This window comes from Acidovorax sp. Leaf73, assembly GCF_916855635.1.
Taxonomy (GTDB): Bacteria; Pseudomonadota; Gammaproteobacteria; order Burkholderiales; family Burkholderiaceae_C; genus Acidovorax; species Acidovorax facilis.
In genome coordinates this window covers 689,766-716,132 of the sequence record NZ_CAKASI010000002.1, presented here as the reverse complement: position 1 = coordinate 716,132, position 26,367 = coordinate 689,766, and the positions used below count along the sequence as shown (strand labels likewise).

At 64.9% G+C, this 26,367-nt stretch carries 24 protein-coding genes; 7 read left to right on the top strand and 17 right to left on the bottom strand.

Translation table 11 applies throughout. The features are described from left to right. Positions 1 to 2: 2 nt before the first annotated feature. On the bottom strand, positions 3 to 677 hold the full coding sequence (locus LPA35_RS09600; RefSeq protein WP_055395306.1) for an HAD family hydrolase: 675 nt from the start codon (positions 675 to 677) through the stop codon (positions 3 to 5). A 26-nt stretch (positions 678 to 703) separates the two neighbouring features. Next, positions 704 to 1,705 carry an RluA family pseudouridine synthase gene (locus LPA35_RS09595; RefSeq protein ID WP_228896732.1) on the bottom strand — a complete coding sequence of 334 codons (1,002 nt, stop codon included), beginning with the start codon at positions 1,703 to 1,705 and terminating at the stop codon, positions 704 to 706. Positions 1,706 to 2,305: 600 nt separating this feature from the next. Between LPA35_RS09595 and LPA35_RS09590 the strand changes: the two genes are divergently transcribed. The 4 genes from LPA35_RS09590 to queF all read left to right on the top strand — a co-directional run bounded on the left by LPA35_RS09590 (position 2,306) and on the right by queF (position 8,292). After that, entirely contained in the window at positions 2,306 to 5,437 is a 3,132-nt protein-coding gene (locus tag LPA35_RS09590; RefSeq protein ID WP_228896729.1) for an Rne/Rng family ribonuclease, read from the top strand. A 218-nt stretch (positions 5,438 to 5,655) separates the two neighbouring features. Beyond that, positions 5,656 to 6,441: a peroxide stress protein YaaA gene (yaaA, locus tag LPA35_RS09585; protein ID WP_228896727.1), complete on the top strand. Its 786-nt coding sequence runs from the start codon at positions 5,656 to 5,658 to the stop codon at positions 6,439 to 6,441. 33 nt (positions 6,442 to 6,474) lie between these two features. After that, on the top strand, positions 6,475 to 7,389 hold the full coding sequence (locus LPA35_RS09580; protein ID WP_228896720.1) for a 2OG-Fe(II) oxygenase: 915 nt from the start codon (positions 6,475 to 6,477) through the stop codon (positions 7,387 to 7,389). A gap of 57 nt (positions 7,390 to 7,446) precedes the next feature. After that, positions 7,447 to 8,292 (top strand): NADPH-dependent 7-cyano-7-deazaguanine reductase QueF, encoded by an 846-nt coding sequence (queF, locus tag LPA35_RS09575; protein ID WP_228896718.1) that lies wholly within the window; start codon positions 7,447 to 7,449, stop codon positions 8,290 to 8,292. Positions 8,293 to 8,317: 25 nt separating this feature from the next. Here queF and LPA35_RS09570 read toward each other — a convergent pair whose 3' ends face one another. The 11 genes from LPA35_RS09570 to LPA35_RS09520 form a co-directional block, all read right to left on the bottom strand. Further along, the gene (locus tag LPA35_RS09570; protein ID WP_121505738.1) at positions 8,318 to 8,584 is read right to left on the bottom strand and encodes a hypothetical protein; all 267 of its coding nucleotides are present in this window, start codon (positions 8,582 to 8,584) and stop codon (positions 8,318 to 8,320) included. Positions 8,585 to 8,684: 100 nt separating this feature from the next. Beyond that, positions 8,685 to 10,244: a PAS domain-containing methyl-accepting chemotaxis protein gene (locus LPA35_RS09565; RefSeq protein WP_228896715.1), complete on the bottom strand. Its 1,560-nt coding sequence runs from the start codon at positions 10,242 to 10,244 to the stop codon at positions 8,685 to 8,687. A gap of 241 nt (positions 10,245 to 10,485) precedes the next feature. Then, entirely contained in the window at positions 10,486 to 10,974 is a 489-nt protein-coding gene (locus LPA35_RS09560) for a tetratricopeptide repeat protein (protein ID WP_228896713.1), read from the bottom strand. Between the two features lie 150 nt (positions 10,975 to 11,124). Continuing rightward, entirely contained in the window at positions 11,125 to 11,898 is a 774-nt protein-coding gene (locus LPA35_RS09555) for an anti-sigma factor domain-containing protein (protein ID WP_228896711.1), read from the bottom strand. Further along, a complete protein-coding gene (locus LPA35_RS09550) occupies positions 11,895 to 12,530 on the bottom strand; it encodes a sigma-70 family RNA polymerase sigma factor (RefSeq protein ID WP_228896709.1) in 636 nt (211 codons plus the stop codon). The genes LPA35_RS09555 and LPA35_RS09550 overlap by 4 nt, the downstream gene beginning before the upstream one ends. Before the next feature lie 117 nt (positions 12,531 to 12,647). Further along, positions 12,648 to 13,877 carry a DNA polymerase IV gene (locus LPA35_RS09545; RefSeq protein ID WP_121420790.1) on the bottom strand — a complete coding sequence of 410 codons (1,230 nt, stop codon included), beginning with the start codon at positions 13,875 to 13,877 and terminating at the stop codon, positions 12,648 to 12,650. A gap of 153 nt (positions 13,878 to 14,030) precedes the next feature. Then, complete coding sequence (locus LPA35_RS09540; RefSeq protein WP_121505732.1) at positions 14,031 to 15,716, bottom strand: thiamine pyrophosphate-binding protein; 1,686 nt, start codon at positions 15,714 to 15,716, stop codon at positions 14,031 to 14,033. A gap of 34 nt (positions 15,717 to 15,750) precedes the next feature. Next, complete coding sequence (locus tag LPA35_RS09535) at positions 15,751 to 16,977, bottom strand: pyridoxal phosphate-dependent aminotransferase (protein WP_228896707.1); 1,227 nt, start codon at positions 16,975 to 16,977, stop codon at positions 15,751 to 15,753. Next, a complete protein-coding gene (locus tag LPA35_RS09530) occupies positions 16,974 to 17,891 on the bottom strand; it encodes an amino acid ABC transporter substrate-binding protein (RefSeq protein ID WP_370641391.1) in 918 nt (305 codons plus the stop codon). The genes LPA35_RS09535 and LPA35_RS09530 overlap by 4 nt, the downstream gene beginning before the upstream one ends. 74 nt (positions 17,892 to 17,965) lie before the next feature. Next, positions 17,966 to 19,162: an FAD-binding oxidoreductase gene (locus LPA35_RS09525; protein ID WP_228896705.1), complete on the bottom strand. Its 1,197-nt coding sequence runs from the start codon at positions 19,160 to 19,162 to the stop codon at positions 17,966 to 17,968. A gap of 23 nt (positions 19,163 to 19,185) precedes the next feature. Continuing rightward, positions 19,186 to 20,721 carry an aldehyde dehydrogenase family protein gene (locus LPA35_RS09520; RefSeq protein WP_228896703.1) on the bottom strand — a complete coding sequence of 512 codons (1,536 nt, stop codon included), beginning with the start codon at positions 20,719 to 20,721 and terminating at the stop codon, positions 19,186 to 19,188. 244 nt (positions 20,722 to 20,965) lie between these two features. On the opposite strand from LPA35_RS09520, the gene LPA35_RS09515 reads away from it, so the two are divergent. The 3 genes from LPA35_RS09515 to LPA35_RS09505 all read left to right on the top strand — a co-directional run bounded on the left by LPA35_RS09515 (position 20,966) and on the right by LPA35_RS09505 (position 23,406). Then, on the top strand, positions 20,966 to 21,877 hold the full coding sequence (locus LPA35_RS09515; RefSeq protein ID WP_228896700.1) for a LysR family transcriptional regulator: 912 nt from the start codon (positions 20,966 to 20,968) through the stop codon (positions 21,875 to 21,877). Between the two features lie 207 nt (positions 21,878 to 22,084). Then, positions 22,085 to 22,795 (top strand): hypothetical protein, encoded by a 711-nt coding sequence (locus LPA35_RS09510; protein ID WP_228896698.1) that lies wholly within the window; start codon positions 22,085 to 22,087, stop codon positions 22,793 to 22,795. Between the two features lie 215 nt (positions 22,796 to 23,010). After that, complete coding sequence (locus tag LPA35_RS09505; RefSeq protein WP_228896696.1) at positions 23,011 to 23,406, top strand: hypothetical protein; 396 nt, start codon at positions 23,011 to 23,013, stop codon at positions 23,404 to 23,406. Between the two features lie 107 nt (positions 23,407 to 23,513). On the opposite strand, the gene LPA35_RS09500 is transcribed toward LPA35_RS09505, so the two are convergent. From LPA35_RS09500 to LPA35_RS09485, 4 genes are all read right to left on the bottom strand, one after another. Continuing rightward, positions 23,514 to 23,987, bottom strand: a complete 474-nt coding sequence (locus LPA35_RS09500; protein ID WP_228896695.1) for a GNAT family N-acetyltransferase — start codon at positions 23,985 to 23,987, stop codon at positions 23,514 to 23,516. 151 nt (positions 23,988 to 24,138) lie between these two features. Continuing rightward, the gene (locus LPA35_RS09495) at positions 24,139 to 24,807 is read right to left on the bottom strand and encodes a hypothetical protein (RefSeq protein ID WP_228896693.1); all 669 of its coding nucleotides are present in this window, start codon (positions 24,805 to 24,807) and stop codon (positions 24,139 to 24,141) included. 35 nt (positions 24,808 to 24,842) lie between these two features. Continuing rightward, positions 24,843 to 25,526 carry a CPBP family intramembrane glutamic endopeptidase gene (locus LPA35_RS09490; protein ID WP_228896691.1) on the bottom strand — a complete coding sequence of 228 codons (684 nt, stop codon included), beginning with the start codon at positions 25,524 to 25,526 and terminating at the stop codon, positions 24,843 to 24,845. A gap of 208 nt (positions 25,527 to 25,734) precedes the next feature. Beyond that, positions 25,735 to 26,367: an N-acetyltransferase gene (locus LPA35_RS09485; protein WP_228896689.1), complete on the bottom strand. Its 633-nt coding sequence runs from the start codon at positions 26,365 to 26,367 to the stop codon at positions 25,735 to 25,737.

Here is a 26,367-nt window from a genome sequence, read left to right as displayed (position 1 = left end):
CGTCACGCGTTGTGCAGCAGCCAATCGTGCAGCTCGCGCACCGAATGCACGACCGCCAGCGGTTGGAGCGCGTGAAAGGCGTCGGGCTCATGGGCGCCATAGCTCACCCCCACGCTCGCACAGCGCGCGTTGACCGCCATCTGCAGGTCGTGGGTGGTGTCGCCAATCATCAGCAGGCGCTCGGGCGCCACGTCAAATTCGGCCATCAGCTCCTGCAGCATCAGCGGGTGCGGCTTGCCAGCGGTCTGGTCGGCGGTGCGCGAGCCGTCAAACACGCCGCGCAAGTCCACCGAGTGCAGCGCATCGTCCAGCCCGCGCCGGCTTTTGCCCGTGGCCACGGCCAGCAGGTGGCCGCGTTCACGCAGGTCGTTCAGCAGCGGTAACACGCCGTCGAACAGGCTCAGGTCGTCCTGGTGCTGGATGTAGTGGAAGCGGTAGCGGTTGCCCAGCTCGGTGTACTTTTCGGGTGGCACATCCGGCGCCGCATGGGCCAGGGCCTGCATCAAGCCCATGCCAATCACATAGGCCGCCTCTTTGTCGGTGGGCACGGTGCCGCCCACGTCGCGCACCGCCGCCTGGATGCAGCGCACGATGATGGCGGTGGAGTCGAACAGGGTGCCATCCCAGTCAAAGGCGATGAGGTCGAAGCGGCGCGGACGGAAGTTTTTGGCAGACATGGAGGGGGGTTCTTCGCGCAGGATCGTCAGGCAGGGGACACAAAATCAGCCAGCTCGGGGGGCAGCTCGGCAATCAGCTGCACACGCTCGCCCGAAGCGGGGTGATTGAACTGTAACCGCCACGCGTGCAGGAACATGCGCTTCATCGAGAGCTTTTGAAGGCGCTTGTTGAGGTCAAAGTCGCCGTATTTGTCGTCCCCGACGATGGCGTGGCCCTGGCTGGCCAGGTGCACACGAATCTGGTGGGTGCGACCGGTCTTGATGGTCACCTCCAGCAACGACATGGCGGGCAGGCCCTGCGCAGCGCGCGCGGGCACGGTGCTGCGCACCTTGACCAGTGTGATGGAGCGCATGCCATCCGGGTCATCGGCCGTGGTCACACGCACGCGGCGCTCGCCGTCGGCCTGCAGGTATTTGTGCAGGGGCAGGTCGATGACTTTTTTGTTGGCAGGCCAGGTGCCCGTGACCAGTGCCAGATAGGTCTTTCCCGTTTCTCGCTCGCGGAACTGGTCCTGCAGGTGGGTAAGCGCTGACCGCTTCTTGGCCACCAGCAGGATGCCCGAGGTGTCGCGGTCCAGCCGGTGCACCAGTTCCAGGAACTTGGAGGCCGGCCGCGCCTGGCGCAGCTGCTCGATCACGCCAAAGCTCACCCCGCTCCCGCCATGCACCGCTACACCAGCAGGTTTGTCGAGGGCGATCAGGTGCTCGTCTTCGAGCAGGATGGGGAATTCGCGCGCGGGCGCCGGGCGCTCGGCCTTTTCGGCCACCTTGTCTGAAATTCGAACAGGAGGCAGGCGCACCACGTCCCCTGCTTCCACGCGGGTGTCGGCACTCACGCGGCCTTTGTTGATGCGCACCTCGCCACTGCGGATGATGCGGTAGACATGCGTTTTAGGCACACCTTTCAAGTGGCGTATCAAAAAGTTATCGAGCCGCTGGCCGGCGGAGTCAGCATCCACTTCCACCAGGCGGGCTGCGGGAAGCCCCCCAGGGGCAGCGGGCGGTTTGGCCCCTATAATGTGTTTCACCTGCGCGTTGTTATGTAAGTGGTTGATTTGTCTGGAGTTTAGTCCACACAGCCCTTGCCCCTCGTGCAGGCAGGTCGATGCCAGCGGGCGTCGTGCGCGCAGATTGCAGGCCAGATGCCTGTGGTGGCCCGCACGCCGTGCGGCGGGCTGACAGATTGAAACACTGATACGGAATCCCCCAAGCTGGCAGATGTTCCCTACCCGGGCGCAGCCTGCCAGCGGATCAAAGCGAGCATGTGGTTGTTGATGGCATGGATGGTGACCCTGTGGCGGAGGCTGCGGCCTTTGGCTGCATGCTCAAAATCGCCCTCAGCGCACAGCCAGCAAGCGCAATCAGCTACTCTTTTGCTAGCAAAACTGCGTTCCTACCACTCGCCCCCATCCACGCGCCCCTGCCTCCCGATGCTGCGCTAGAGCGCGGCAGATCATTGGCATCCCCGGCAATTCCCTTCGTTTCGATGCGTCAGTCCAGGCATTCACAGCTCCTGTAGAGCTTGTTGTATTGGTTTGGAAACTGTGGGCGGCAGCCCGCGCAGCCCTCTCCGTGGGTCACGGTTGGCTGCTCCGCTGCTGTCCGCGAAACACTGAAGGAATCGCATCATGAAGCGGATGCTCATCAACGCCACGCAGCCCGAAGAACGGCGCCTGGCCATCGTCGACGGACAAAAACTCCTCGACTACGAAATCGAAATCGAAGGGCGCGAGCAGCGCAAGGGCAACATCTACAAGGCCGTCGTCACGCGCGTCGAGCCCTCGCTGGAAGCCTGTTTTGTGGACTACGGCGAAGACCGTCACGGCTTCCTGCCGTTCAAGGAAATCTCGCGCAGCTACTTCACCCCCGGTGTCTCGCCCAGCCAGGCGCGCATCAATGAAGTGATCAAGGAAGGCCAGGAACTGCTGGTCCAGGTCGAAAAGGAAGAACGTGGCAACAAGGGCGCGGCCCTGACCACCTTCGTCTCGCTGGCTGGCCGCTACGTGGTGCTGATGCCCAACAACCCCCGGGGCGGTGGCGTATCGCGCCGCATCGAGGGCGAAGACCGCGCCGAGCTCAAGGAGGCGATGGACCAGCTCGAATACCCGAACGGCATGTCCATCATCGCGCGCACCGCCGGCATTGGCCGCACCGCGCCCGAGCTGCAGTGGGATCTGAACTACCTGCTCAAGCTCTGGAATGCCATCGACGGCGCCGCCAAGGGTGGCAAGGGCGCCTTCCTGATCTACCAGGAATCGAGCCTGGTGATCCGCGCGATCCGCGACTACTTCAACAACGACATCGGTGACATCCTCATCGATACCGACGACATCTACGAACAGGCACAGCAGTTCATGGCGCACGTCATGCCCGAGCATGCCGCCCGCGTGAAGCGCTACCGCGACGACGCCGCCCTGTTCAGCCGCTTCCAGATCGAGCACCAGATCGAATCGGCCTACGCCCGCACCGTGCAGCTGCCCTCGGGTGGCGCCATCGTGATCGATCACACCGAAGCGCTGGTGTCCGTGGACGTGAACTCGGCCCGCGCCATCAAGGGCGGCGACATCGAGGAAACCGCCACCCGCACCAACCTGGAAGCCGCCGATGAAGTGGCCCGCCAGATGCGCCTGCGCGACCTGGGCGGCCTGATCGTCATCGACTTCATCGACATGGAGGAGAGCAAGAACCGCCGCGAAGTGGAAAACCGCCTGCGCGACGCCTTGCGCCAGGACCGCGCCCGCGTGCAGTTCGGCACCATCAGCAAGTTTGGCCTCATGGAAATGAGCCGCCAGCGCCTCAAGCCCGCATTGAGCGAAGGCTCGTCCATCCCCTGCCCCCGCTGCGGCGGCTCGGGCCACATCCGCGACACCGAATCGTCGGCCCTGCAGATCCTGCGCATCATTCAGGAAGAATCGATGAAGGACAACACGGCCGCCGTGCACTGCCAGGTGCCGGTGGAAGTGGCTTCGTTCCTGCTGAACGAGAAGCGCACCGAGATCGCCAAGATCGAACTCAAGCAGCGCGTGGCCGTGCTGATGGTGCCCAACAAGACGCTGGAAACCCCCAACTACCGCCTGGAGCGCCTCAAGCACGACGACCCGCGCCTGGACCACATCGAAGCCAGCTACAAGCTTGCTGAAGAAGTGGAAGACCCCACCGCTGTGACGCGCCGCTCGCAAGAGCCCACCAACAAGCAGACGCCGGTGATTAAGGGCGTGTTGCCCGATGCACCCGCCCCGGTGGCCGAGCCCCGTGCCGAAGGCGCCGCCCGCCCACCACGCGCTGGCCAGCGCCCCGCCGCTGCGACCGCGCCAGCACCCGCCCCCGTGGCAACCCCGGCCCCGGCTGCGGCCGCCCCCCAAGAGCAAGGCTTCTTTGGGTGGATCAAGAGCCTGTTCGGCGTTGGCACCACACCGGCAGCCCCTGCCCCCGTGGCCGCGCCCGCACCGGCAGCAGCCCCGGAGACCACCGCCCGTGGCGAACCCCGCCGCGATGGCCGCAACGGTGAAGGCCGTGGCCGCCGTGGTGGCCGCGATGGCAACCGGGACGGCCAGCGCGAAGGCGCACCCCGTGACGGCAACCGCGAAGGCAGCGGCGAAGGCCGGGGCCGCCGTGGCGAACGCTCGGCCGAAGGCCGCGCACCCCGCGACGCCGAGCGCCGCCCCGAAGGCGAGGCTCGCGAAGGCCAAGGCCGCGACGGTGGCCGCAATGGACGCGAAGGGCGCGAAGGAGGTGGCCGTGGCCGCCGGGACAACACCGAGCCGCGCAACCAGAACGCAGGCTTGAACGGTGACAACAACACCGCCGTGACCGCACAGGTGGAAGGCCCCAACGCTGGCAACCCCGGCAACAGCACAGAAGGCCTACCCACCCAGCAGCCCCGTGGCGAACGCGGCCCACGCCGTGAACGTGGTGATCGCGGCAACCGTGGCGAACGTGGCGAGCGCACACCCCGCGCGGTGGAAGCCCAGGAAACGGCCGCTGCCGCAGTGCCTGGCGACTTTGCCGACACGGCGCCACTGGCTGCCTTGCCCGATCTGGACCTGTCCGGCAACGACGCTCAGCCCAACGGCAATGGTGCCGCTGCAGAAGAACAGCGCCGCGAGCGCCGTTCGCGCGACCGCTACGGCCGTGACCGCCGCGAGCGTGGCGAACGCGGTCCGCGTGACAACAACGGCAATGCTGAAGCCGCCGCACCGGCGATGCTGGATTTCGACCCCACGCAGGCCGAGCCAGCACCCGCGCAGGACGAAGCGCCACGCCGCAGCTACTTCACGGCCCCTGCAGCGGAGCCAGCGGCAGCGGCACCCGCTCCAGCGCCTGTGGCAGCACCCGTGCCCGCCCCGACCCACGCACCGGCCCCCGTTGCTGCACCTGTCGCCGCGCCGGTAGCAGCCCCGGTGGCGGCCGCGCCAGCACCTGTGGCGGCACCAGCCCCTGTTGCAGCATCTGCACCCGCTGCGGCACCCGTCGCACCGGTGGTACCCGCTGCGAACGGTCTGCCCCGCGTCCAGGCGTTCGCACTGCCCATCGACGAGCTGCAGCAAGTGGCTGCCGCATCGGGCCTGCAGTGGGTCAACTCCGACATGGACAAGATCGCTGCTGTGCAAGCTGCGATTGCCGCCGAGCCTAAGCCCATCCGCGTGCCACGCGAGCGCCCACCTGCGGTAGTGCTGGACGAAGGCCCGCTGGTGCTGGTGGAAACCCGCCGCGACCTGTCTGCCATGAAGCTGCCGTTTGAGCAGACTCCCTCGGCCTGATGCGCTGAAAACAGCTGCTGCCCCTCCGGGAGCGGCAGCTATGCAAAAAAGAAGGCGGCCCAGGCCGCCTTCTTTTTTTGCGGGAGCCTGCCAATGCCCGCAAGCGCCCGAATACGGTCCTTCAACAGGTACCATTTCGAGCCACCGCCTCCCCAGAATCGCAGCAGCCCACCCGGCCACCTGCTTCACCTTCCGAGATCCACGGACCTTCTGCCTCCATGCTGTTCCTGCTGTCTCCCGCCAAATCGCTCGACTACGACACGCCCTTGCCCGAAGGCCTGCCACACACCACGCCCCAGTTTGTGGCGCAATCCACCGCGCTCATTGAGGTGCTGCGCGAGCAATCTCCGCAGCAAATCGCTTCGCTGATGGACCTGAGTGACAAGCTCGCCGCGCTGAACGTGGCGCGCTACCAGGCCTGGCGCCCCCGTTTCACGGCCGCCAACTCGCGCCAGGCGCTGCTGGCCTTCAACGGCGATGTGTACGAGGGACTGGACGCCCGCACGCTCGCCCCGCAGGAACTGGACTGGGCACAAAGCCATGTGGCCATCTTGAGCGGCCTCTATGGCGTGCTGCGGCCGCTGGACCGCATGCAGCCCTACCGCCTGGAAATGGGCACGCGCCTGGCCACCAGCGCAGGCAGCAACCTGTACCAGTTCTGGGGCAACCAGATTGCCGAGCACCTCAACACCCGCCTGCGCGCCGACACGACTCCCGTGGTGGTCAACCTGGCATCGCAGGAGTACTTCAAGTCCGTCGACCGCAAGGCGCTCAAGGCCCGTGTCATCGAATGTGTGTTCGAAGACTGGAAAGGCGGCAACTACAAGATCATCAGCTTCCATGCCAAACGTGCGCGGGGCCTGATGGCGCGCTATGCGATCACGCACCGCGTGGCCACGCCGCACAAGCTCGAAGGGTTTGATCTGGACGGCTATGCCTTTGCCCCGGCATCATCCGAGCCCGAGCGCCTGGTCTTCCGGCGCAAGACCCTGCCCACCGCCTGACTCTGCTAACCCCATTCACGTTGAAGGACCGCCATGGCATCGCGTTCTGAGCAGCACCCTGACAGCAGCACCACAACCACCCACCAGCGCGCCAGCACCGCGCGGCAGGCCATCACGCCCGAGCTGCGCCGCTGGATCATCGAACAGGCCCAGGCCGGCTACGCCGCGCCTGTGGTGCTGCAGTCCATACGCGATGCGGGCTGGGATGAAGACGTGGCCGCCGACGCCTTGGAGGTCACGCTGCAGGACCACCTGAACGAACTGGCCGTACAACAAGGCCAGCCCGCCGCCGTGCCTGTCCCCGAGCCCCAGCTGGATGCATCGCCCGCCCAGGTGGACTGTGGCGACCGCACCGTGAATGTGCTGCTGGCCATGGCCCAGCCGCGCATCGTGGTGTTTGGCAACCTGCTCTCGCCCGAAGAATGCGACGCCCTCATCGCGGACGCTGCGCCGCGCATGGCGCGCTCGCTCACCGTGGCCACCAAGACGGGCGGCGAGGAAATCAATGACGACCGCACCAGCGACGGCATGTTCTTCCAGCGCGGCCAGAGCCCGCTGATCCAGCGCATCGAAGAACGTATTGCGCGCCTGCTGAACTGGCCCATCGAGAACGGCGAGGGCCTGCAGGTGCTGCACTACCGCCCAGGCGCCGAGTACAAGCCTCACTACGACTACTTCGACCCCGCCGAGCCCGGCACGCCCACCATCGTCCAGCGCGGCGGGCAACGTGTGGGCACACTGGTGATGTACCTGAACACCCCCGAAAAAGGCGGCGGCACCACCTTCCCCGACGTGCACCTGGAGGTCGCGCCGCAGCGCGGCAATGCGGTGTTCTTCAGCTATGAGCGCCCGCACCCGTCCACCCGCACGCTGCACGGCGGTGCGCCGGTGATCGCGGGCGAGAAGTGGATCGCCACCAAGTGGCTGCGCGAACGGGAATTCAAGTAAAAACAGGCTCTAGCGCTTATCCATAAAGCGCTATTAGCTATAAATTTAATAGCATTTATGAACACCCCGGAACAATCCCAACTCGGCAAGTCCTCCGCCTACGTGGACCAGTACGACGCATCGCTGCTGTTCCCCATCCCCCGCTCTGGCAAGCGCGCCGAAATCGGGATCACCGGCGCCGCGCCGTTCTTCGGGGCCGACCTGTGGACAGCGTTCGAGCTGTCGTGGCTGAACCTGCGCGGCAAGCCGCAGGTGGCGCTGGCGCACATCACCGTGCCCTGCGAGACGCCCAACATCGTGGAGAGCAAATCGTTCAAGCTGTACCTCAACAGCTTCAACAACACCCGTTTTGCCGATGCGGCCGAAGTGCAGGCGCGCATCCGCACCGACATCAGCGAAGCCGCGTGGCGTGGCGCGGAACACCCGGCCACCGTGGGCGTGAGGCTCATCGCGCCGGAGCTGTTCGACCAAGAACCCGTGCATGAACTGGACGGCCTGAGCCTGGACCGCCTGGATGTGGAATGCACGCAGTACCAGCCAACCCCCGAATTGCTGACGGCCACGTTCAACGAGGCACCCGTGACCGAAACACTGACCAGCAACCTGCTCAAAAGCAACTGCCTGGTGACCGGCCAGCCCGACTGGGGCAGTGTGCAGATCAGCTACAGCGGCCCGCAGATCAACCAGGAAGGGCTGCTGCAGTACCTGGTGAGCTTTCGCAACCACAACGAGTTCCACGAGCAGTGCGTGGAGCGCATCTTCATGGACGTGTGGACGCGCTGCAAACCCATCAAACTGACTGTGTACGCGCGCTACACGCGCCGGGGCGGGCTGGACATCAACCCGCTGCGCACCAGCCACCCGCAAGGTCTGCCGCGCAACGTGCGCACGGCACGGCAGTAGGCCCAGCCGCCGTCAGTCGCGTCCATCAGCTCCGCGCATCGATCCAGTCGCACCGCAGGGTGTGGCGCAGGTGGGCACGCGTTCGCCAGGTGACATAGAGGCTGGGCCCGAAGATACCCATCAGGCACAGCGGCGCGGTCCACGGCTCGCCAAAAGCGATGATGGGAAACCAGCCCACCCAGCCCAGCATCCAGACCGTCAACACCAGGTCCCACAGGTGGTATTCGAGCGGGTGGTCTGCCTTGTGCGCGACATGCCACTGCTTGATGCGTTGCAGCTCGTTGAGGGTCATGGTGATCTCCCGGAAAACGGGAAAATCACTGTAAGTTACGAGTAAGCATTCGTCAAGGTCTGCGTGGCTGGCGGTCGCTCGCCACAGCACCCGTTACCCGTTACCCCAGCCGGAACACATCCACCGAGCGGCCCAGCGACACCGCACTCTCCTTGAGCCCCTGCGCCGCCGCCGCAGACTCCTCGACGAGCGCCGCGTTCTGCTGCGTCACGGTGTCCAGCTGCGTCACCGCCTCGTTGACCTGGGCGATGCCTTGCGACTGCTCTTTGGTGGCACTGCTGATCTGCTGCACCAGCGTGCTCACGCGCTCCACTGCATCGACCACGCCCTCAATGGTGGTGCCGGCATGGCCCATCTGCTGGGCACCGCTGGCGATCTGGTTCACCGTCACGCCGATCAGACCGCTGATCTCCTTGGCGGAGCTGGCGCTGCGCTGGGCCAGCGCCCGCACCTCACCCGCCACCACCGCAAAACCCCGCCCCTGCTCACCGGCACGGGCCGCCTCGACGGCGGCGTTCAGGGCCAGCAGATTGGTCTGGAAGGCGATGCCCTCGATCACGCCCACGATTTCGCTGATCTTGGTGGACGACAGCTTCATCTGCTGCATGGCGGCGCCCACCTCTTGCACCGCCTGGCCGCCGCGCTTGGCGATGTCGCTGCTCTGCGCGCTCTCGCGCGAGACCTTGGCGGCAGTCTCGGAGGTCTCCAGCACCGTGCTGGCCAGTTGCTCCATGGCCGCAGCAGTCTCTTCCAGACTGCTGGCCTGCGATTCGGTGCGGGCCGACAGGTCCAGGCCGCCGCGCGAGATCTCGTCGGCTGAGTCAATGAAGTTGCGCACCTCGGTGCGCACATCGCCCACCACTGCGCGCAGGTTGACCTGGGTCTGCAGCAGGCGCTGCATCAGCGCGCCCAGGGGTTGGGGATAGTCAGTGCCCACCGACGTGGCCAGGTTGCAGGCCGAGATGTCGGACGCGAAGCGGGTGGCATCGTGCACGCCCTGCAACACGGTGGCCTGAAAGCGCCACAGCGTCCACCCCGCCCCCAGCAACAGCAACACCAGGCGGGCTACCCAGGCGGTGGTGCCTTGCAGACCCATCACATCGGGCAACAAGGCCAGCAGCACCGTTACCAGCAGCAGGATCGCCATGCGCGGCAGCAACGCCATCTGCGCCAGGTGCTGCTGCCAGCCACGCACTCCCCGGTAGCGCACGTTGCCCGAGTCCAGGTAGAAGCTGCTCGCGCCCGATGCCGCCTCGCTGCGCATCTGGGCATACAGGGCTTCGGCAGCAGAAATTTCTGCCGCGCTGGGCTTGGTGCGCACCGACATGTAGGCACGTGGCTTGCCGCCCTCCATGATGGGGGTGACATTGGCGCGCACCCAATAGTGGTCGCCGTTCTTGCGGCGGTTCTTGACCAGGCCCGTCCAGGGCTCCCCCCGGCCAATGGTGCGCCACATGTCCTTGTAGGCCTCGGCGGGCATGTCGGGGTGGCGGATGAGGTTGTGCGGCTGGCCAATGAGTTCGTCGTAGCTGTAGCCGCTCACGCGAACGAACGCTGGATTGCAGTGGGTAATCTCGCCCTTGGTGTTGGTGCTGGACACCAGCAGTTCATCGCCGGAATAGTCGAAGTTCTGCTGGGTCACCGGCAGGTTGATGCGCATGTTGGCTCCTGATGGGCCTGCAGCAGAGGCAGGCAGCGCGGCACGCTATTCGTTACCGCTTGATACCGATCAAGTCTAACGGGCCAACAGCGCCTTACACACTAAAAATCAGGCGCCTGAAAACGATACAAAGCGGATAACAAAACCCAGCGCAGCGGTTCTGGCGAGGCGCTGCGTCGCAGGCAGTACGGGTAGTACGACCAGACGCAGCAACAACGCAGGAAGGGTTTTTTAGCCGCTCCTACTGCGCCGGCTTGTAGGCCGCAATGGCCTTGGCCAGATCGGTGGTCTCCTCGCACTGCGCGCAGATGGCCTGCAGCTTGGCGAGCTGGGCTTCGGCCTGCGCCTTCTGGCCAACCTTGAGGTAGCCCATGCCCGAGTATTCCAGCGCTCCCTTGTGGCGGGGGTCCAGCGCCAGCGCCTTGTTGTAGGCCGCAAACGCCTCGTCGTATTTGCCGAGCCAACGGTTGGAGTAGCCCAGCAGGTTATAGGCATCGGCGTTCTGAGGATTCTGGGCCACCACCTTGCTGAAGCTGCTGGCCGCCAGCGCCCAGTTCTTGGCTTCGATGGCTTTTTTGCCCACGGCAAAGTCGTCAATGCGTGCGTTCTCCACTGGCGTGGTGGGCATATCGGCCGCGTGGGCCACGGGCAGTGCCAACACGGGCAACAGCACCAGCGCCAGGCTCAGCAGGGGCGCAGACATCAAGGGGCGAACAGGGAATGAAGGCATGGGAAGCTCCTGAAAACGTGAAGTTGGAATGGTCGGAGGCCGCGCTGGCCCCATGCCGGAGACCGGCACCTCAGATAAACGACACGGAATGCAAAACGGATGCAGCGCCGGAAAGTTATTTTTGCAAAGCCGATGGGGGCCTTGCGCCGCTCACCACAGCTTGGCGCAGTTGCCGGTGAAAAGCACGGTGCTGCTGGGCACCTGCGGCGTTGCCGATGTCTCCAGCGTCAGCATGAGTTTGCTGACCTTGAGCAGCAGCTTCTCCGACGTATCGGGCAACACCGACACCGCAGAACCCGCCACCGGCACCGTGCCCAGCACAAACGGGGCACCGTCAGCTGGCACCGCCCACAGCACCAGCTGGGGGGCTGTACCCGCCATCGTCGCTGGCATCGCTGGAAGCGTGATAGGCCCAATGACCTTCACCGTCAGCGTGCGTCCATGGCGCAGCGAACTCACCAGCACCTTGCCGTTGCCCGCCTCGTCCGTCAGCAGGCCCACATAGGCCTGCGGCAGTTTGTCCCCTGCGCGCAGGGCCACCTGGTCGCTCGACACAAACAAGGTTGGCACCGCAGCCACCAGGGCCACGGTAGCCACCACACCCAACACCACACCCGCCAAGCCCTGCAACACACCATGGCGCCGCCACAGCACACCGGCCCAACCGCCCTGCGGGGCTGCGTCTTTCACATCGCGCGGCCGGGTGCGCGCCTCAATGGCGGCCCACACGCGCTGCGGTGGCTGTTGCACCGGCACCGAACTGGCCAGCATCCCCAGCCGCCCTTCCCACTGCGCCACCAGCAACTGCACGTCGCTGCGATCGCGCAGCAGCCGCTCGAAGCGGCGGCGCGCGCCACCGCCCAGCGTGCCCAGCACGTAGGCAGACGCCAGGTGGTCCAGCAGCGCGGGGTGGGTGTACCTCATGCGCTCACCCCTTGCGCGGCCAGGCAGCTTTTCAGGCGCTCCAGGCCCCGCCGGATCCACGCCTTGACCGAACCCAGGGGCGCGCCCATCTGCGCTGCCACCTCGGAATGCGACAGGCCCTGGTAGTAAGCCAGTGCCAGGCTTTGCCGGTAGCTCCCCTCCAGCGCATTCATGCAGCCGTCGATGCGCAGCGCCTGGGTGGCCTGCTCCAGCAGATGCATCGCGCTGGGTGCGGGGGCCAATGCAGACGCAGCACCCATCGCGTCGCGGCCATCCCCATCGCTGCCTGCAAGCTCCGTGGTGTTATTCCAGGCGCTTTCAGGCCGCCGGGCGCGGGCACGCAAGGCGTCCAGCGCCTTGTTGCGCACGATGGCAATCAGCCATGTCATGGGCTGGATGGGCTGCCCGCCCACTTCGCTGCGGTAGCTTCCAGCGTTTTTCCAGATGCTCACATACGCCTCTTGCAGCACATCCTCGGCCGCCTGTCCTTGCCCCAACATACGCACGGCAACGCCGAACAGATGCACATGGGTGCGCTGGTAGACCTGCGCGAAGGCGGCATGGTCTCCCCCGGCTGCGGCATGGATCAACGCTTGCAGGTTGGCGGAGGAGGCATCGGTGGCAGTGGCCATATGCGGGCGAGTATAGGAACGCAACAGGCGGTACAGGCAGGTCTCACTCTGGGTGTTTACGCCGATTGCCATGGCCCCACCGGGCCGTGAACTGGCAGGAAACAACGTCAACCCGCGCTAAAAAAGCTGCGCCGTGCCACCCGCACCCTCTGCGCCATCTGCGGAGCCTGGCTTGCGCCGGCGTGCTTCTGCCGTTGCCCCAGCCCGTGGCTCCAGCACGGGCTCTTCGCCCCGCCGCGCCAGCGTGCTGGCCCGCACGCCCAGCAGCCGCAGGCGCTTGTCCAGCGGCACGCGTTTGAGGCACTGCCCGGCCAGCTGGCGGATGGTGGCGCCGTCGGCCGTGTAGAGGTTCGCCGTGTGGTCGCGCGTGGCGATCTTGAAGTCGTCGTAGCGCAGCTTGATGCCGATGGTGCGCGCCACATAGCCCTTGCGCTGCAGGTCTTCGGCCAGGCGCATACACAGGTCGGTGAAGATCGCGCCCAGTTCAGCGCGGTCTCGCACTGCGTGCAGGTCGCGGTCGAACGTGGTCTCGCGGCTCATGCTCACGGGCTCGCTCTCGGTCACCACCGGGCTGTCGTCGCGGCCCCAGGCCACCCGGTGCATCCACGCTCCGGTGGACTTGCCAAAGTGGCCCATCAGCCATTGCTCATCCTGCGCCGCCAGCTGCCCGATGGTTTCGATGCCCAGCCGTGCCAGCTTCTCGCCGGCCTTGGGGCCAATGCCGTTGATCTTGCGCACATTGAGCGGCCAGATCCTGGTCTGCAGATCTTCCTCGTAAACAATGGAGATGCCGTTGGGCTTGTTGAACTCGCTGGCCATCTTGGCCAGCAGCCGGTTGGGCGCCACGCCAATCGAGCAAGTCAGCCCGGTCACGTCAAAGATGCTCTTCTGGATAAGCCGCGCCAGCACCCTGCCCCCTTCACGCTGGCCGCCGGGCACGTCGGTGAAGTCGATGTACACCTCGTCCACGCCCCGGTCTTGCATCACGGGGGCTATCTCCATGATGGTGCTTTTGAACAGGCGTGAAAACCGCCGCACCTCGTCAAAATCCACCGGCAGCACGATGGCCTGCGGGCACAGCTTGGCGGCCTTCATCATCCCCATGGCCGAGCCCACACCAAACTGCCGCGCTGGGTAGGTGGCGGTGGTGATCACGCCCCGGCCGACATAGTCCTTGAGCAGCGGAAAGTCCTCTACCGGGATGAAATGCCGCTCCCGCAAGCCCGTGCCATCCGGGCCTTGCAGCAACAGTTCATCCACCTTGCGCCGCCCGCCCCCAATCACCACGGGCAGGCCCTTGAGCTGCGGGTAGCGCAGCAGTTCGACAGATGCGAAAAAGGCATCCATATCGAGATGGGCGATGCGGCGCAGCCGCTGCCCCTGGCGCTGTGGCGGGGCGCCAGTTGCGGGCTCGTTATCGGGGAAATCGGGCGCTGAAACGGTCACGCCCGCTATTGTGCGCGGCAGAGTGACAGACTGCTGCCACCGGGCATGACGGTGCTATCGCCTGGCCATGGCCGCGCTGCGAATGCCCTGCAGCGTGCCCGTGGGCGTGATGGCCTCGGGGTCGATCAAACAGTGCAACACGCTGGGCAGACCGCTGGCGCGTGCACGGGCAAGCGCCGGTGCGAAGTCTTCGGTGCGCTCCACCCGCTCTCCATGCCCGCCAAAGGCCTGGGCGTAGGCTTTGAAGTCCGGATTCTTGAGCTGGGTGGCGCTGATGCGGCCGGGGTACTCTCGCTCCTGGTGCATGCGGATGGTGCCGTACATGGCGTTATCGAGCAGCACCACGATGATGGGCAGGCCGTACTGCACAGCGGTCGCAAACTCCTGGCCGTGCATCAAGAAGTCGCCGTCGCCCGCAAACACCACCACCTCGCGCTGCGGCCACAGGCGCTTGGCACCCACACCCGCAGGCAGGCCGTAACCCATGGAGCCACTGGTGGGCGCCAGCTGGCTCGCATAGGTGGTAAACGGCCAGAAGCGGTGCACCCAGGTGGCGAAGTTGCCCGCGCCATTGCAAAAGATGGTGTTGGCCGGCAGCGTGGATTTGAGGTGCTGCATGACCTGGCCCATCTGCAGCTCGCCAGGAATCTGGATGGGGTTGGTGTCGCTCCACAGGATGTACTCGGACCGTGCCATCTCTGCATGGGCATGCCAGGCCACAGCCCCCGCAGGCCGCACACCCGCCAGCGCCGCCGTGAATGCCTGCGGCGTGGCGTGGATGGCCTGCGCGGGCCGGTACAGCTTGCCCAGCTCATCGGCATCGGCATGCACATGCACCAGCGGCTGCGTGGGGTTGGGGATCGCAAACAGCTCGTAGCCCTGCGACGGGATCTCTGACAGGCGCCCGCCCACCACCAGCACCAGGTCGGACTCGCGGATGCGCGCCAACAGGCGCGGGTTCACCCCCAGGCCCAGGTCGCCGCCATAGCAGGCGTGGTTGGCCGGGAAGAGCATTTGTCGCCGGAACGAGCAATACACCGGCAGCGACCAAGCCTCGGCAAACGCCACAAACTCGCGCACCGCCTGCTCGGACCAGCGGCTGCCGCCCAGAATGGCCACGGGCTGGTGCGCGGCCTTCAGGCGTTGGGCCAGCTCGGCCATCTGAGCAGCCCCTGGGTGCGTCTCGGTCACCTGGTAGGGCAACGCATCGGCCACGCTGGCGGCTTCGGTCAGCATGTCCTCGGGCAGCGCCACCACCACGGGGCCGGGGCGGCCCGAGGTGGCCACATGGAAGGCGCGGGAGATCAGCTCCGGCACGCGCGCCGGGTCGTCAATCTGCACCACCCACTTCGCCATGGTGCCAAACACCGCGCTGTAATCCAGCTCCTGAAACGCCTCGCGCCCCATGGCACCGCGTGCCACCTGGCCCACGAACAGGATCAGGGGGGTCGAGTCCTGGTGCGCGATGTGCACACCGGCCGACGCATTGGTGGCGCCCGGCCCGCGGGTCACAAAGCAGATGCCGGGCTGGCCCGTGAGCTTGCCCTGCGCCTCGGCCATCATGGCCGCACCGCCTTCCTGGCGGCACACCGTCACGGCAATGTCGGCATCGTGCAGGGCATCGAGCACGGCCAGATAGCTCTCGCCCGGCACGCAGAACAGCTGCTTCACGCCGTGGGTGATGAGCTGGCGGACCAGGATCTGGCCGCCCGTGCGGGAGGTGGTGGGTGCGGTAGTCATATCAGACGGTCATTTCACAAAACAGAACAAGAACTCAGAACAGTGCCTTGCACGCGCGCTGGATGCGCGCGCAGGCCTCTTGCAGGTCGGCCATGCTGGCAGCGTACGAGATACGGAAGTACGGCGCCAGCCCCAGCACGCTGCCTGGCACCACGGCCACGTGGAACTCGCGCAGCAGGTAGTCGCAAAAATCGGCGTCGGTGCGCAGCAATACACCGCCCGGCGTGGTGCGGCCCAGCACACCTTCGCAGCTGGCAAAGGTGTAGAACGCGCCCTCGGGCACGCGGCAGCGCAGGCCCGACGATGCGTTGAGGGCCGCCACCACCAGATCGCGCCGCGCCTGAAACGCACGGCAGCGCTCGGCCACCACGTCCTGCGGGCCGGTGAGCGCAGCCACCGCAGCGGCCTGGCTGATGGATGACGCGCACGATGTGGCCTGGCTTTGCACCACAGCCATGGCCGCGATCAATGCCTTGGGCCCGGCGCCGTAGCCCAGGCGCCAGCCAGTCATGGCGTAGGACTTGGAGACACCGTTCACCGTCAGCGTGCGCTCGCGCAGTGCGGGCAGCACGGCTACGGGGGTGGCAAACGCGAGCCCGTCGTACAGGATGTGCTCGTAGATGTCATCCGCCAGCACCCACACCTGCGGGTGGTGCAGCACCACCTCCAGAATAGGCCGCAACTGCTCGGTGCTGTAGGCCGTGCCGCTGGGGTTCGACGGCGAGTTGATGAACACCCAGCGCGTGCGCGGCGTGATGGCCGCGTCGAGCTGTTCGGGCGTGATGCGAAACCCATTGGCCTCGCTGCACGGCACCACAACGGGCACGCCACCTGCAATCAGCACCATGTCGGCGTACGACGTCCAGTACGGCGCGGGCAGGATCACCTCGTCGCCCGGGTTCAGGCTGGCCATCAGCGCGTTGTAGATGACCTGCTTGGCACCCGCACCCACCGTGATTTCGTTGGTGGCGAACGCGAGGCCGTTGTCGCATCGGAACTTGAGCTGGATGGCCGCCTTGAGCGCGGGCGTTCCATCCAGCACCGTGTAGTGCGTGTCGCCCTGCGCCATGGCCTGCTGCGCGGCTTCAATCACGTGGGCGGGCGTGTCAAAGTCGGGCTCGCCCAGGCCCAGCACGATGACGGGCTGGCCCTGGCGCTTGAGCTCGTTGGCGGCCTGGGTGATGCGCACGATGTCGGACACACCGATGGTGCTGATGCGGTCGGCCGCGCGGAAGGCCGTGGCAGGAACGGCGGCGTTCATTGCTGGTAGGTCTCCAGGGGCTTGTCGTTGGGAGTGGCGAACAGCTGGCGCAGCGTGGTGCCCAGCGGCAGGTTCAGGCTCATGTTCTTGGGCGGAATGGGGTTCACGAACCACTTGGTGTAGATCTTTTCCATCTCGCCGCTTTGCATGAGACGGGTCAGCACACCGTCCACCGCCGCCTTGAAGGCGGGGTCGTCCTTGCGGAACAGCAGCGCAATCGGCTCGGCGCCCAAGGGCTCGCCCACGATGCGGTAGGCCGACGGGTCCTTGGAGTTGGCGATCATCCCGGCGAGCAGGTTGTCGTCGAGCACAAAAGCATCGGCACGGCCTGTTTCCAGCAACAGGAAGCTTTCGTGGTGGTCCTTGCCCAGCACGGTCTTGATGGCGCCGCCGCCCAGTGCGCGCTCTTGCTTGCGCAGCAACTGCACGGCCGTGGTACCGGTGGATGCCGCGATGGTGCGCCCGGCAAGTTGGCTGATGGACTTCAGGTCCGAATCCTTGCGCACCGCCATGCGCACTTCGCTGACATAGGTGGTCACCGCAAACGCCACTTGCTGCTGGCGCGCCGTGTTGTTGGTGGTGGGGCCGCAGCCAATGTCGAGCGTGCCGTTTTGCACCAGCGGCAGGGTGTTTTGCGCCGTCACGGCCATGTATTCAAGCTTGGCGCCGGGCGCGATTTCTTTCAGCACCCGCTCGCACAGCTCCACGTGGTAGCCCACGTATTTTTCGTTGGCGCCCAGCGCGTAGGCCATGGGCGGCGAGGTTTCGCGTACGCCCAGCACCGCTTTGCCGCTGGACTTGATCTTCTCCAGCGTGGGCTGGGTGACGGTCTGCGCCAGCGCGGGGGCCGTGGCCATGCAGGCCAGGGCCAGGCCTGCGGCGAGCGCAGTGAAGGTCTTGCGGAAAATTGCCATGTCGTTGTCTCCTGATGTTTTGTGGTTGGCAGGTTGAGAAAAGGGTGAGGGAAAACTGGCGGTACCGATGGCGCTCAGATCACGTTCTTTTCAAGCAGCGGCGCGTTGCGCGCAATGCGCTCGATGGACAGCGGCGACAGGTCCAGGCTCTGGTAGCCGCCCGTCAACATCCACTCCGCCAGGCCACGCCCCACGGCCGGGCACTGCTGCAGGCCGTGGCCCGAAAAGCCGTTGGCAAACACCAGGTTGTCGCACGCCGGGTGCAGGCCCACGATGGCGTTGTGGTCGAAGGTGTTCATCTCGTAGTAGCCCGCCCAGGCGCCCTGCATGCGCAGTGCCTCAAAGCCCGGGATGCGCTCGGCCAGCGTGGGCCAGATGCGGTCCTCGAACGCTGCGTACTCGGGCTCCAGCGGGGCAAAGTCGGCGTCGTTGCCCACCTCTGGCGCAAAGCCGCAGATAAAACCCTTGCCCTCAGGCCGCAGCCAAATGCCACTGGTGTCGATGAGCAGTGGACAGCTCGGCAGCGCTGCGGGGCTGGCCAGGTTGAAGACCGTGCGGCGTTTGCCCACCACGGGCAGGTCGATGCCCGCCCAGCCCGCAATCGCCGCGGCCCACGGGCCGCCCGCATTCACGGCGTAACGGCAAGGCAGCACGGTGCCGCTTTGCAGGCGCACCGCATTCACATGCAACACGCCATCGCTGGCCGATGTGTCGAGCCCCACCGCCTCGTCGGCCACGTAGCGCACACCCTGGCTCTGCGCCTTTTTACGCAAAGCCGTCAGCAGCAGGTAGCCATCAAACCAGCCCTCGCCCGACAGGCCCAGCGAACCCAGCGCCACATCCTGCAGTGCCAGCCACGGAAAACGCTCTGCCAGTTGCTGGGAGCTGAGCAGCGCCACATCAGCACCGTACTGCTTTTGCAACGCATGGTTCTCGCGCAGCGTGGTCTCGCCTGCCTGGGTGGCCAGGTACAGGTAGCCGCCTTCGTGCAGACCGATGTCGGGCACATCGCCATGGCACGCCAGCAGCTGGCCCACGTTGCGCAAGAAGCCGATGCCAAATGCAGAGATCTGGATGTTGATGTCGGTCGAGAACTGCTGGCGGATCGAACTGGCCGACAGCGCCGACGACGCACGCGCGTAGGTCGGATCGCGCTCGACCACTACCACCTCGCAGCCCGGCTGCTGCAGCGTGAGGAAGTACGCAATGGCGCTGCCGATGACACCACCGCCAATGATGACGATGGGGTGTTGGTCCTTGGCGTTAGACATAGACGGAGCGGCCAGTGCGTGGGTCAAACGTCAAACGTCACGCCCTGCGCCAGCGGCAAAGCGGTGGAGTAGTTGATGGTGTTCGTTGCCCGGCGCATATAGGCCTTCCAGCTGTCCGAGCCCGCTTCGCGGCCACCACCGGTTTCCTTCTCGCCGCCAAACGCGCCACCAATCTCGGCGCCACTGGGGCCAATGTTCACGTTGGCGATGCCGCAGTCCGAGCCCGCTGCGGACATGAACTGTTCGGCCTCGCGCACGTTGAGCGTGAAGATCGACGACGACAGGCCCGCGCCCACGGCGTTGTTCATGGCAATGGCTTCGTCGATGCTGCTGTAACGCACCACGTACAGGATGGGCGCAAAGGTTTCGTGCAGTGCGGGGCCTTCGTGTTTTTGCAGTTCCACCAGCGCAGGGCGCACGTAGTACGCATCCGCACCGCCCACGCCCTCCACACGGCCGCCGCCGTGCACCGTGGCGCCCAGCGCGCGGCTTTGCTCCAGCGCCTTTTGCATGCCGTCATAAGCCATGCGGTCGATCAGCGGGCCCACCAGCGTGCCAGCGGTGCGCGGGTCGCCCACCTGCACGTTGGCGTACACCTTGGCGAGCTGGGGCACGAGCTGGTCGTAAATGCTTTCGTGCACAAACAGGCGGCGCAGCGTGGTGCAGCGCTGGCCCGCCGTGCCCATGGCGGCAAACGCGATGCCGCGCAGTGCCAGGTTCAGGTCCGCCGTAGGCGCCACGATGGCCGCGTTGTTGCCGCCCAGCTCCAGAATGCCGCGCGCAAAACGCGCTGCCAGGCGCGGGCCCACGGCGCGGCCCATGGCGGTGGAGCCGGTGGCTGACAACACCGGCAAGCGGGCGTCATCCACCAGCACCTCGCCAATATCGCGCTGACCCACGATCAGCTCCAGCAGGCCTTCGGGTGCATCGGCGCCAAAGCGTGCGATGGCGCGCTGCGCAATCGCGTGCGTGGCCAGAGCCGTGAGCGGGGTTTTTTCCGACGGCTTCCACACCACCGAATCACCGCACACCAGTGCCAGCGCGGCGTTCCACGACCACACGGCCACGGGGAAGTTGAAGGCAGAAATCACGCCGCACACGCCCAGCGGGTGCCAAGTTTCCATCATGCGGTGGCCGGGGCGCTCGGTGGCAATCGTCAGGCCGTACAGCTGGCGCGACAGGCCCACGGCAAAGTCGCAAATGTCGATCATCTCCTGCACCTCGCCCAGGCCTTCGGACGGGATCTTGCCCGCCTCGATGGTCACCAGCAGGCCCAGGTCAGCCTTGGCGGCGCGCAGCTCCTCGCCCAGCAGGCGCACCAGTTCGCCCCGGCGCGGTGCGGGCACATTGCGCCATGCCTGGAAGGCCGCATGCGCGCGGCCGATGGCAGCGGTGGCATCGGCTGCACTTTGCTGCGGCACCTGCGCCAGCACCTCGCCCGTGATGGGCGAACGCGCTGCCAGCGTACCGCCGGTGTACGCAGCGCGGGGCACGCCCAGGCGTTGCAGCAGTTGATCGACTTCGGACACGAGGGGGGTGGCGACAGGGGTGGCGGACATGGCGGCTCGCTAGCTTGGATGGAGGCAGAGAAAGGGAAACAGCGTGGGAAAACACACGCAGTGAATCCGCCAATATCCGCCAATCGCGCCGCGCTGGATAGCAAAAAAATGGAACTACTTGATCACAAATCAGCATGAAGTACCTGAAAATACCAGGACCGCTACCCTATACCCAATGAGCGAGAGGGGCTCAAAAGGCTCAATTTTTGGCGTCGCCAATCATTCCCCCAACGCATGACCCAGTATGACCCTGCTGCGCCGAACCTTCCTGCCCTCTACCGCCGACCTGCTGGCCTTCGAGGCCGCCGCCCGTCACCAGAGCGTGTCGCGCGCGGCCGAAGAGCTGCACCTCACCCAAAGTGCCGTGTCGCGCCAGATCCGCCAGTTGGAAGAGCAAATCGGCACCGCCCTCTTCCACCGCGTGCGCCAGCGCGTGGTGCTGACCGACGCGGGCCGGGTCTACGCGGCCGACGTGCAAAACGTGCTGCAGCAACTGTCGGCCAGCACACAAAAAGCCATGGCGTTCTCCAGCACCGACGGCCTGCTCAACTTGGCCGTGCTGCCCACGCTGGGCACCCGCTGGCTCATCCCGCGCCTGGGCGGCTTCATGGCACTGCACCCCGAGGCCATGGTCAACTTCTCGGCCCGCACCGAGCCCTTTGACTTTGCGGGCACGCCGTTTGACGCGGCCATCCACTTCGGCACGCCGCACTGGGCGGGCGCCGTGTGCGAATACCTGATGCACGAAGAAACCGTGCCCGTGTGCAGCCCCACCTACCGCGACCGCCACGGCATTCACACCCCGCAAGACCTGACCCGCGTGGTGCTGCTGCAGCAAAGCACCCGCCCCACCCAATGGGCCGAATGGTTTGAGCTGGTGGGCGCCCCCACAGCCCTGGCCCTGCGCGGCCCCCAGTCTGAACACTTCGCCATGATTGCGCAGGCTGCTGTGTCCCACCTGGGGGCGGCGCTGCTGCCGCGCTTTTTGATTGAGCAGGAACTGGCTGCGGGGAGCCTGGTGGAGCTGTCAGACCAGGTGCTGACGAGCACCGATGCGTACTACTTGGTGTACCCGGAGGCACGGGCGCAAACACCGTTGGTGAAGGCGTTCAGGGATTGGGTGGTGGGGGAGTGTGCGGGGCAGCGGCAAGGGTGAGGACCGATCGCTCATACCGAGAGACCGGGGCATATCGCCAAGAGGATGAGGCGGCAATCAAAATGGCCTGTAGCGCCATATTGCAAAGCGGCCACAGCTCATCAAAATTGGCACAAAACACCTGCTGATCCATGCCCGGACCGGGAGCTCGCTCGGTTGCTATCGGCCAGAAGCGAAAGTTGGCAAGACGGTGCTAACGTCATATTCATGCTTGAAGACTATTTCTCCCTGCAATTGAAATTTGCCACGCACTATGCAGCGAAAGCGGCAGTGCCTCTCGACGTCGCCATTGACCGTTGTACCAACTTGCGACGCAGGCTGAATCTGTGGGGGGACACTGGCGCAAGTAGGTGGAAACTCTTTCTGAACAAGGTAAAAAGCGCGGTTGATGACCGTGCCGAGCAAGTCGCTTTGTGTGCCGATTTCCAACAATCTCTTTCCTACATCGAAATCAAACGGTCGTTCGGCTGTTTTTCTTACGATCCGCCCGATGCATACGGTACCTTGCGCATCCACTTTGTTGCGCCAGATGGAATCAATTCCAGTCCGCTTGCTATTGAGAATTCCAGCGCAAGGAGGGCCGATTTACAAGAACTGATATCGCATGTTCAGCGCACGGAGCCACGCGCTACAACCGTGCGCGGCGTTTCTTGGCTCTACAACCTGCAGGCATACAAGCGACTCTTTCCAACGGCCTATAGCGCTTCAGTTCAGTCCGCATGGTTTCCCTTGCACTTGAACGGAAGTTCGACCTGGGGCCAAGTGCTGAACTGGCGGCAGGAGGTGAAACCGGATGTGCGAGATCAATTGCTAGTTCGCCTCAATGACATGGAGGTCGCAACTCCTTGGCTGGTCTTTCCGCTCCAAGCTTTGGTCGCTACCAGCCAGATTGAGGTGTTTTATGACCAGTTCACATGAAGGTTGTCGAATGTCGGACATGGGCCCTGAGCCGACAGTCGCATCCCAACCCAAAAGCGGCCATTGATTCCAAATGGATTGATCGGCCCCGAAGAGCACAGTCGGTCGGCCCAATCCCAACTGTGGGCACGCTATAGTTTGCTGCCTTGACGCTTGCCTGGTTAGTGTCCAGCTGATCCCGCCAGTGTTTTGCGGTCTAAATTACGTTAGGTGCCATGGACTCACACGAGCAACTCCACCGGACTTTAAGGGCTGCAGCGCAGCTTCTCGATAGTGCAGCCAGTCAAATTCGTGATCTTCCGCTGCACCCCACGCGCGAGAACATTCGTCTTGTCGCAGAAGCGCTCGCAATCACATTTCAAGTACGGCGCAATGTTGAGGTAGAGCTGCCGGCCTTGGCAAAGCACCATCCTGAGCCGATTGAGGAAGACAGAGCGGCCAACAAGCGGCTTGGGGATGCGCTGGTCGCAGCTGATGATATGGCGGAAGGCCGTTCCAATGCTGAGGCGGCGGTCTTCCTTGAGCATTTTGCTAGACAAGAATCTTCGGCGTTTCACCGTGATCTTGCACTCCTTGAAGCGGGCCGTTACAGACTGCGAGATGAAGCCTAAGACCTCCATCGAGTGGACTTTTCAAATGTTGAGTGCCCGCTTTGCCTGAGAGCCAACGACCGCTTCTGGCCGGACTCAGTCGGTCAAAGGACGGTTCGAGCCGACGCTCACCCATCACGTTGAAGCTGCTTGCGCATCAAGGCATTTGGGACGGTCACACCGCGAAGCATTGGTAGTCGTCGCTCTACGATATTAAACCCGTGGAGAGCAAAGAACGGCTCGGCAGTCTTGCTCACATCCGACGTCAGCTCGCTCAGTCCAAGCGACTTGGCTTCTTCATGGATACGAGCCATCAGCAGTGTGCCAATTCCCTGTCGCGGATGAGCGCCTGACACGAAAAAATGGTCGATGTAGCCGTGCGTCTGAACGTCCGCATAGCCAACGATTTCGCCGTCAAGCTCAACCAAGAAGGGGCGAATTTCTTGAACCTTATTTGCCCACAGGTCCATGTCAAGGTCCGCCGGTGCCCATGCATCAATTTGCTCAGGTGTGTAGTTGCGGCAGGCGACTTCATGGATTGCCGTGAAATACACACGGAACAACGCAGCTGCATCACCAAGCCGGAACCGACGAACTTCCATGAGAGTCTCCACTACATCACAAATTGACCACGAGTCTGTCACATATAGGTTGCATCGCGATCGACCGCTCTTGGCCGAATTCTGCCCTACGGTGAAGTGCGCCAGCGTGCACGAGGCAGCGCCCTATATCGAATTCGTTCTAACCAACCTCTCACAAATGCCTCAGCAGATACCCCAACCCGGTATTCGCCACCAGCCCCACCAACACCAGCCCTCCAGCCACCACCGCTGCACGACCCGCGCCTAACCCCGCGCGCTCGCGCACCCAGTGCCACTCGGCGACAAAAAACCACAGCAGCGCCAGGAGTGCAAGCCCCACTCCGGCAGCGGAGAGCAGCCCACCCGACAGTGCGAACGTGGTGCTGACCGACATGGCCATTGCAAACGGTGCCACCAGGTAGCACTGTTCGTAAAACGGGTTGCGCAGGTTGACGCGGTGGATGGGCTGGCGGCTGTGGCACATGTACCAGACGGCGCCTGCCAGAGACCAGATTCCAAACGCCATGGTGCGGTACAGCAGCAGGTTTTGCTCGGACTTGAGCAGTTCGGCCGCGAGCGTTCCCATTTCTTGCGCCGCTTGTTTGCGCAGGGCCAGGTCGAACACATGGGACACCAGCACGCACAGGATGAGCAGCAGCGGCGGGCTGATGGCGTCGCCGTAGCGGTCGTCGCCTTCGCGGGTTTGCTCGGCCTGCACGTAGGCCACCATCTGTCGCGGGCGCAGCACGATGCGCACCAGGGTTTTGGGCAGCAGGATCAGCCAGATCAGTGCCTCGTACACAAAGTCTTCAAATGACTTGAGGATCTTGAGAAAGTCCACAGGAGCTCCTTGCGGCGGTGGGCAGGGTCAATGGGTCAGGCAATGGTGCGGGTAGAGGCCAGCACAAAGGCCATGATCGTCCAGTCGTTGGCAATGTGGGCGATGGTGCTGGCCCACAGGTTGCGGGTATAGATGAAGACTGCCGTCAGCACCAGGCGAGCGGTGCCTATAACGAGCAAGGCCTGGCCCAGATGCCATTGGTAGGTGGGCAGGTGCAGTGCGCCAAAAGCCAGCGCCGTAACCATCCATGCCACGGTCACGGCCCAACGGGCGGGCATGCCAGCGCGGTGCAGCAAGGCCACCGTGGCCAGCAGTGGCAGGATGGTGACCAGTTCTTCGCCCAGCAGTTGCACGGCAACCAGTGCGAACCGCCCAACCAGCTGCGCTGGGGACAAGCCCGCAACAGCATCGATGCTGGCGTTGGCGCTGAGGTGAGACATGCCCAAACCATATGCAGCCACCAGCGCGGGCAAGCCGATCACCAGTGGCACAGCGGCCAGCCCCAGCGCCACATCGCGCCAGCGGGGACGCCTGAACAGCGCCCTCCATGCCGGGCCCACCGCCCATCGCAGGCCCGCCCACTGAACGCCCACAAACAGCAGCGCGGCCAAAGCGCCACCCCACTGGTCGGGCAACCAGCGCGGCACCGCCAGCAACAGGGCGAAGGCGATTGCGCTGGCGGCCCACAGCATCACGCTGCTGCGAGTGCTCAATGGCACGGGGTTGCCAAAGCTGAAGGGCAGACCGGATTCGATCGGCGACTGTGAATGAGGAAGTGGGTGGGGAGGCGACGTTGATGCGGATGGTGTGCGTTGCAAGGCAGCCTCCGTGGGTGTGCAGCAAGCATGCAGGCAAAGGCAAGACGGCAAAAGCGTTTTCGGGCGTTAGGTTACCTGGGCTTGGCAACAGCGGCGCCGTGAACGCTGGCTACCTGCCAAGCACGACGGCACCGCGCACCAGCAGCCAATAGGTGCTGCCGGTGATTGGCTCCACACATTCCACCGACCGCGTGAAACCCAGGCGGCTATAAAACGGCACGCTCAAGGGGTTGAAGGTTTCCAGAAAACACGATGCACCGGCCTGGTCGGCCTTGGCCAAGGTGGGTGCCAGTAGCAGCTGCGCCAACCCGTGGCCACGCGCGGCGGTGTGCACACCCAGTATCGACAGGTACCACGCGCTGTGCAGATCGGCAGGCACCTGCGCTTCCATGGCGGCGCAAATGCGCTGGTAGTGGTCAAACCCGAGCGGACCCAGCAACTGGCGCAAGCTGCGGGTGCGCTGGGCGCTGTATTGCGCCTTGTCTGCGGCTGGCGCGTGGGGTGTGATCCACAGTGCGGCGCCGTGGAGGTCGGCCACCTGCACGTCGCCCACGGCGCGGGCTTCGTCCATGGCCAGCGCGCAGTAGTGGGCCAGCACCTGCAGGCGGCGAACAGTGTTGGCCGCATGGTCGATGGTGACGGCTTGGTAGAACGGATCGTTGAACAATGCCTCGGCCAGTGCTGCGCAAGCGTGCGGGTGGGCGTGCAGCGACGGCGAATTCGGTTGCGTTGTGGCGGACAT

Bases quoted from the DNA above. Each gene is read 5' to 3' on its own strand.
- LPA35_RS09600 (WP_055395306.1), bottom strand. From the start codon at position 677: ATGTCTGCCAAAAACTTCCGTCCGCGCCGCTTCGACCTCATCGCCTTT.
- LPA35_RS09590 (WP_228896729.1), top strand. From the start codon at position 2,306: ATGAAGCGGATGCTCATCAACGCCACGCAGCCCGAAGAACGGCGCCTG.
- yaaA (WP_228896727.1), top strand. From the start codon at position 5,656: ATGCTGTTCCTGCTGTCTCCCGCCAAATCGCTCGACTACGACACGCCC.
- LPA35_RS09580 (WP_228896720.1), top strand. From the start codon at position 6,475: ATGGCATCGCGTTCTGAGCAGCACCCTGACAGCAGCACCACAACCACC.
- queF (WP_228896718.1), top strand. From the start codon at position 7,447: ATGAACACCCCGGAACAATCCCAACTCGGCAAGTCCTCCGCCTACGTG.
- LPA35_RS09570 (WP_121505738.1), bottom strand. From the start codon at position 8,584: ATGACCCTCAACGAGCTGCAACGCATCAAGCAGTGGCATGTCGCGCAC.
- LPA35_RS09565 (WP_228896715.1), bottom strand. From the start codon at position 10,244: ATGCGCATCAACCTGCCGGTGACCCAGCAGAACTTCGACTATTCCGGC.
- LPA35_RS09560 (WP_228896713.1), bottom strand. From the start codon at position 10,974: ATGCCTTCATTCCCTGTTCGCCCCTTGATGTCTGCGCCCCTGCTGAGC.
- LPA35_RS09555 (WP_228896711.1), bottom strand. From the start codon at position 11,898: ATGAGGTACACCCACCCCGCGCTGCTGGACCACCTGGCGTCTGCCTAC.
- LPA35_RS09550 (WP_228896709.1), bottom strand. From the start codon at position 12,530: ATGGCCACTGCCACCGATGCCTCCTCCGCCAACCTGCAAGCGTTGATC.
- LPA35_RS09545 (WP_121420790.1), bottom strand. From the start codon at position 13,877: ATGGATGCCTTTTTCGCATCTGTCGAACTGCTGCGCTACCCGCAGCTC.
- LPA35_RS09540 (WP_121505732.1), bottom strand. From the start codon at position 15,716: ATGACTACCGCACCCACCACCTCCCGCACGGGCGGCCAGATCCTGGTC.
- LPA35_RS09535 (WP_228896707.1), bottom strand. From the start codon at position 16,977: ATGAACGCCGCCGTTCCTGCCACGGCCTTCCGCGCGGCCGACCGCATC.
- LPA35_RS09530 (WP_370641391.1), bottom strand. From the start codon at position 17,891: ATGGCAATTTTCCGCAAGACCTTCACTGCGCTCGCCGCAGGCCTGGCC.
- LPA35_RS09525 (WP_228896705.1), bottom strand. From the start codon at position 19,162: ATGTCTAACGCCAAGGACCAACACCCCATCGTCATCATTGGCGGTGGT.
- LPA35_RS09520 (WP_228896703.1), bottom strand. From the start codon at position 20,721: ATGTCCGCCACCCCTGTCGCCACCCCCCTCGTGTCCGAAGTCGATCAA.
- LPA35_RS09515 (WP_228896700.1), top strand. From the start codon at position 20,966: ATGACCCTGCTGCGCCGAACCTTCCTGCCCTCTACCGCCGACCTGCTG.
- LPA35_RS09510 (WP_228896698.1), top strand. From the start codon at position 22,085: ATGCTTGAAGACTATTTCTCCCTGCAATTGAAATTTGCCACGCACTAT.
- LPA35_RS09505 (WP_228896696.1), top strand. From the start codon at position 23,011: ATGGACTCACACGAGCAACTCCACCGGACTTTAAGGGCTGCAGCGCAG.
- LPA35_RS09500 (WP_228896695.1), bottom strand. From the start codon at position 23,987: ATGGAAGTTCGTCGGTTCCGGCTTGGTGATGCAGCTGCGTTGTTCCGT.
- LPA35_RS09485 (WP_228896689.1), bottom strand. From the start codon at position 26,367: ATGTCCGCCACAACGCAACCGAATTCGCCGTCGCTGCACGCCCACCCG.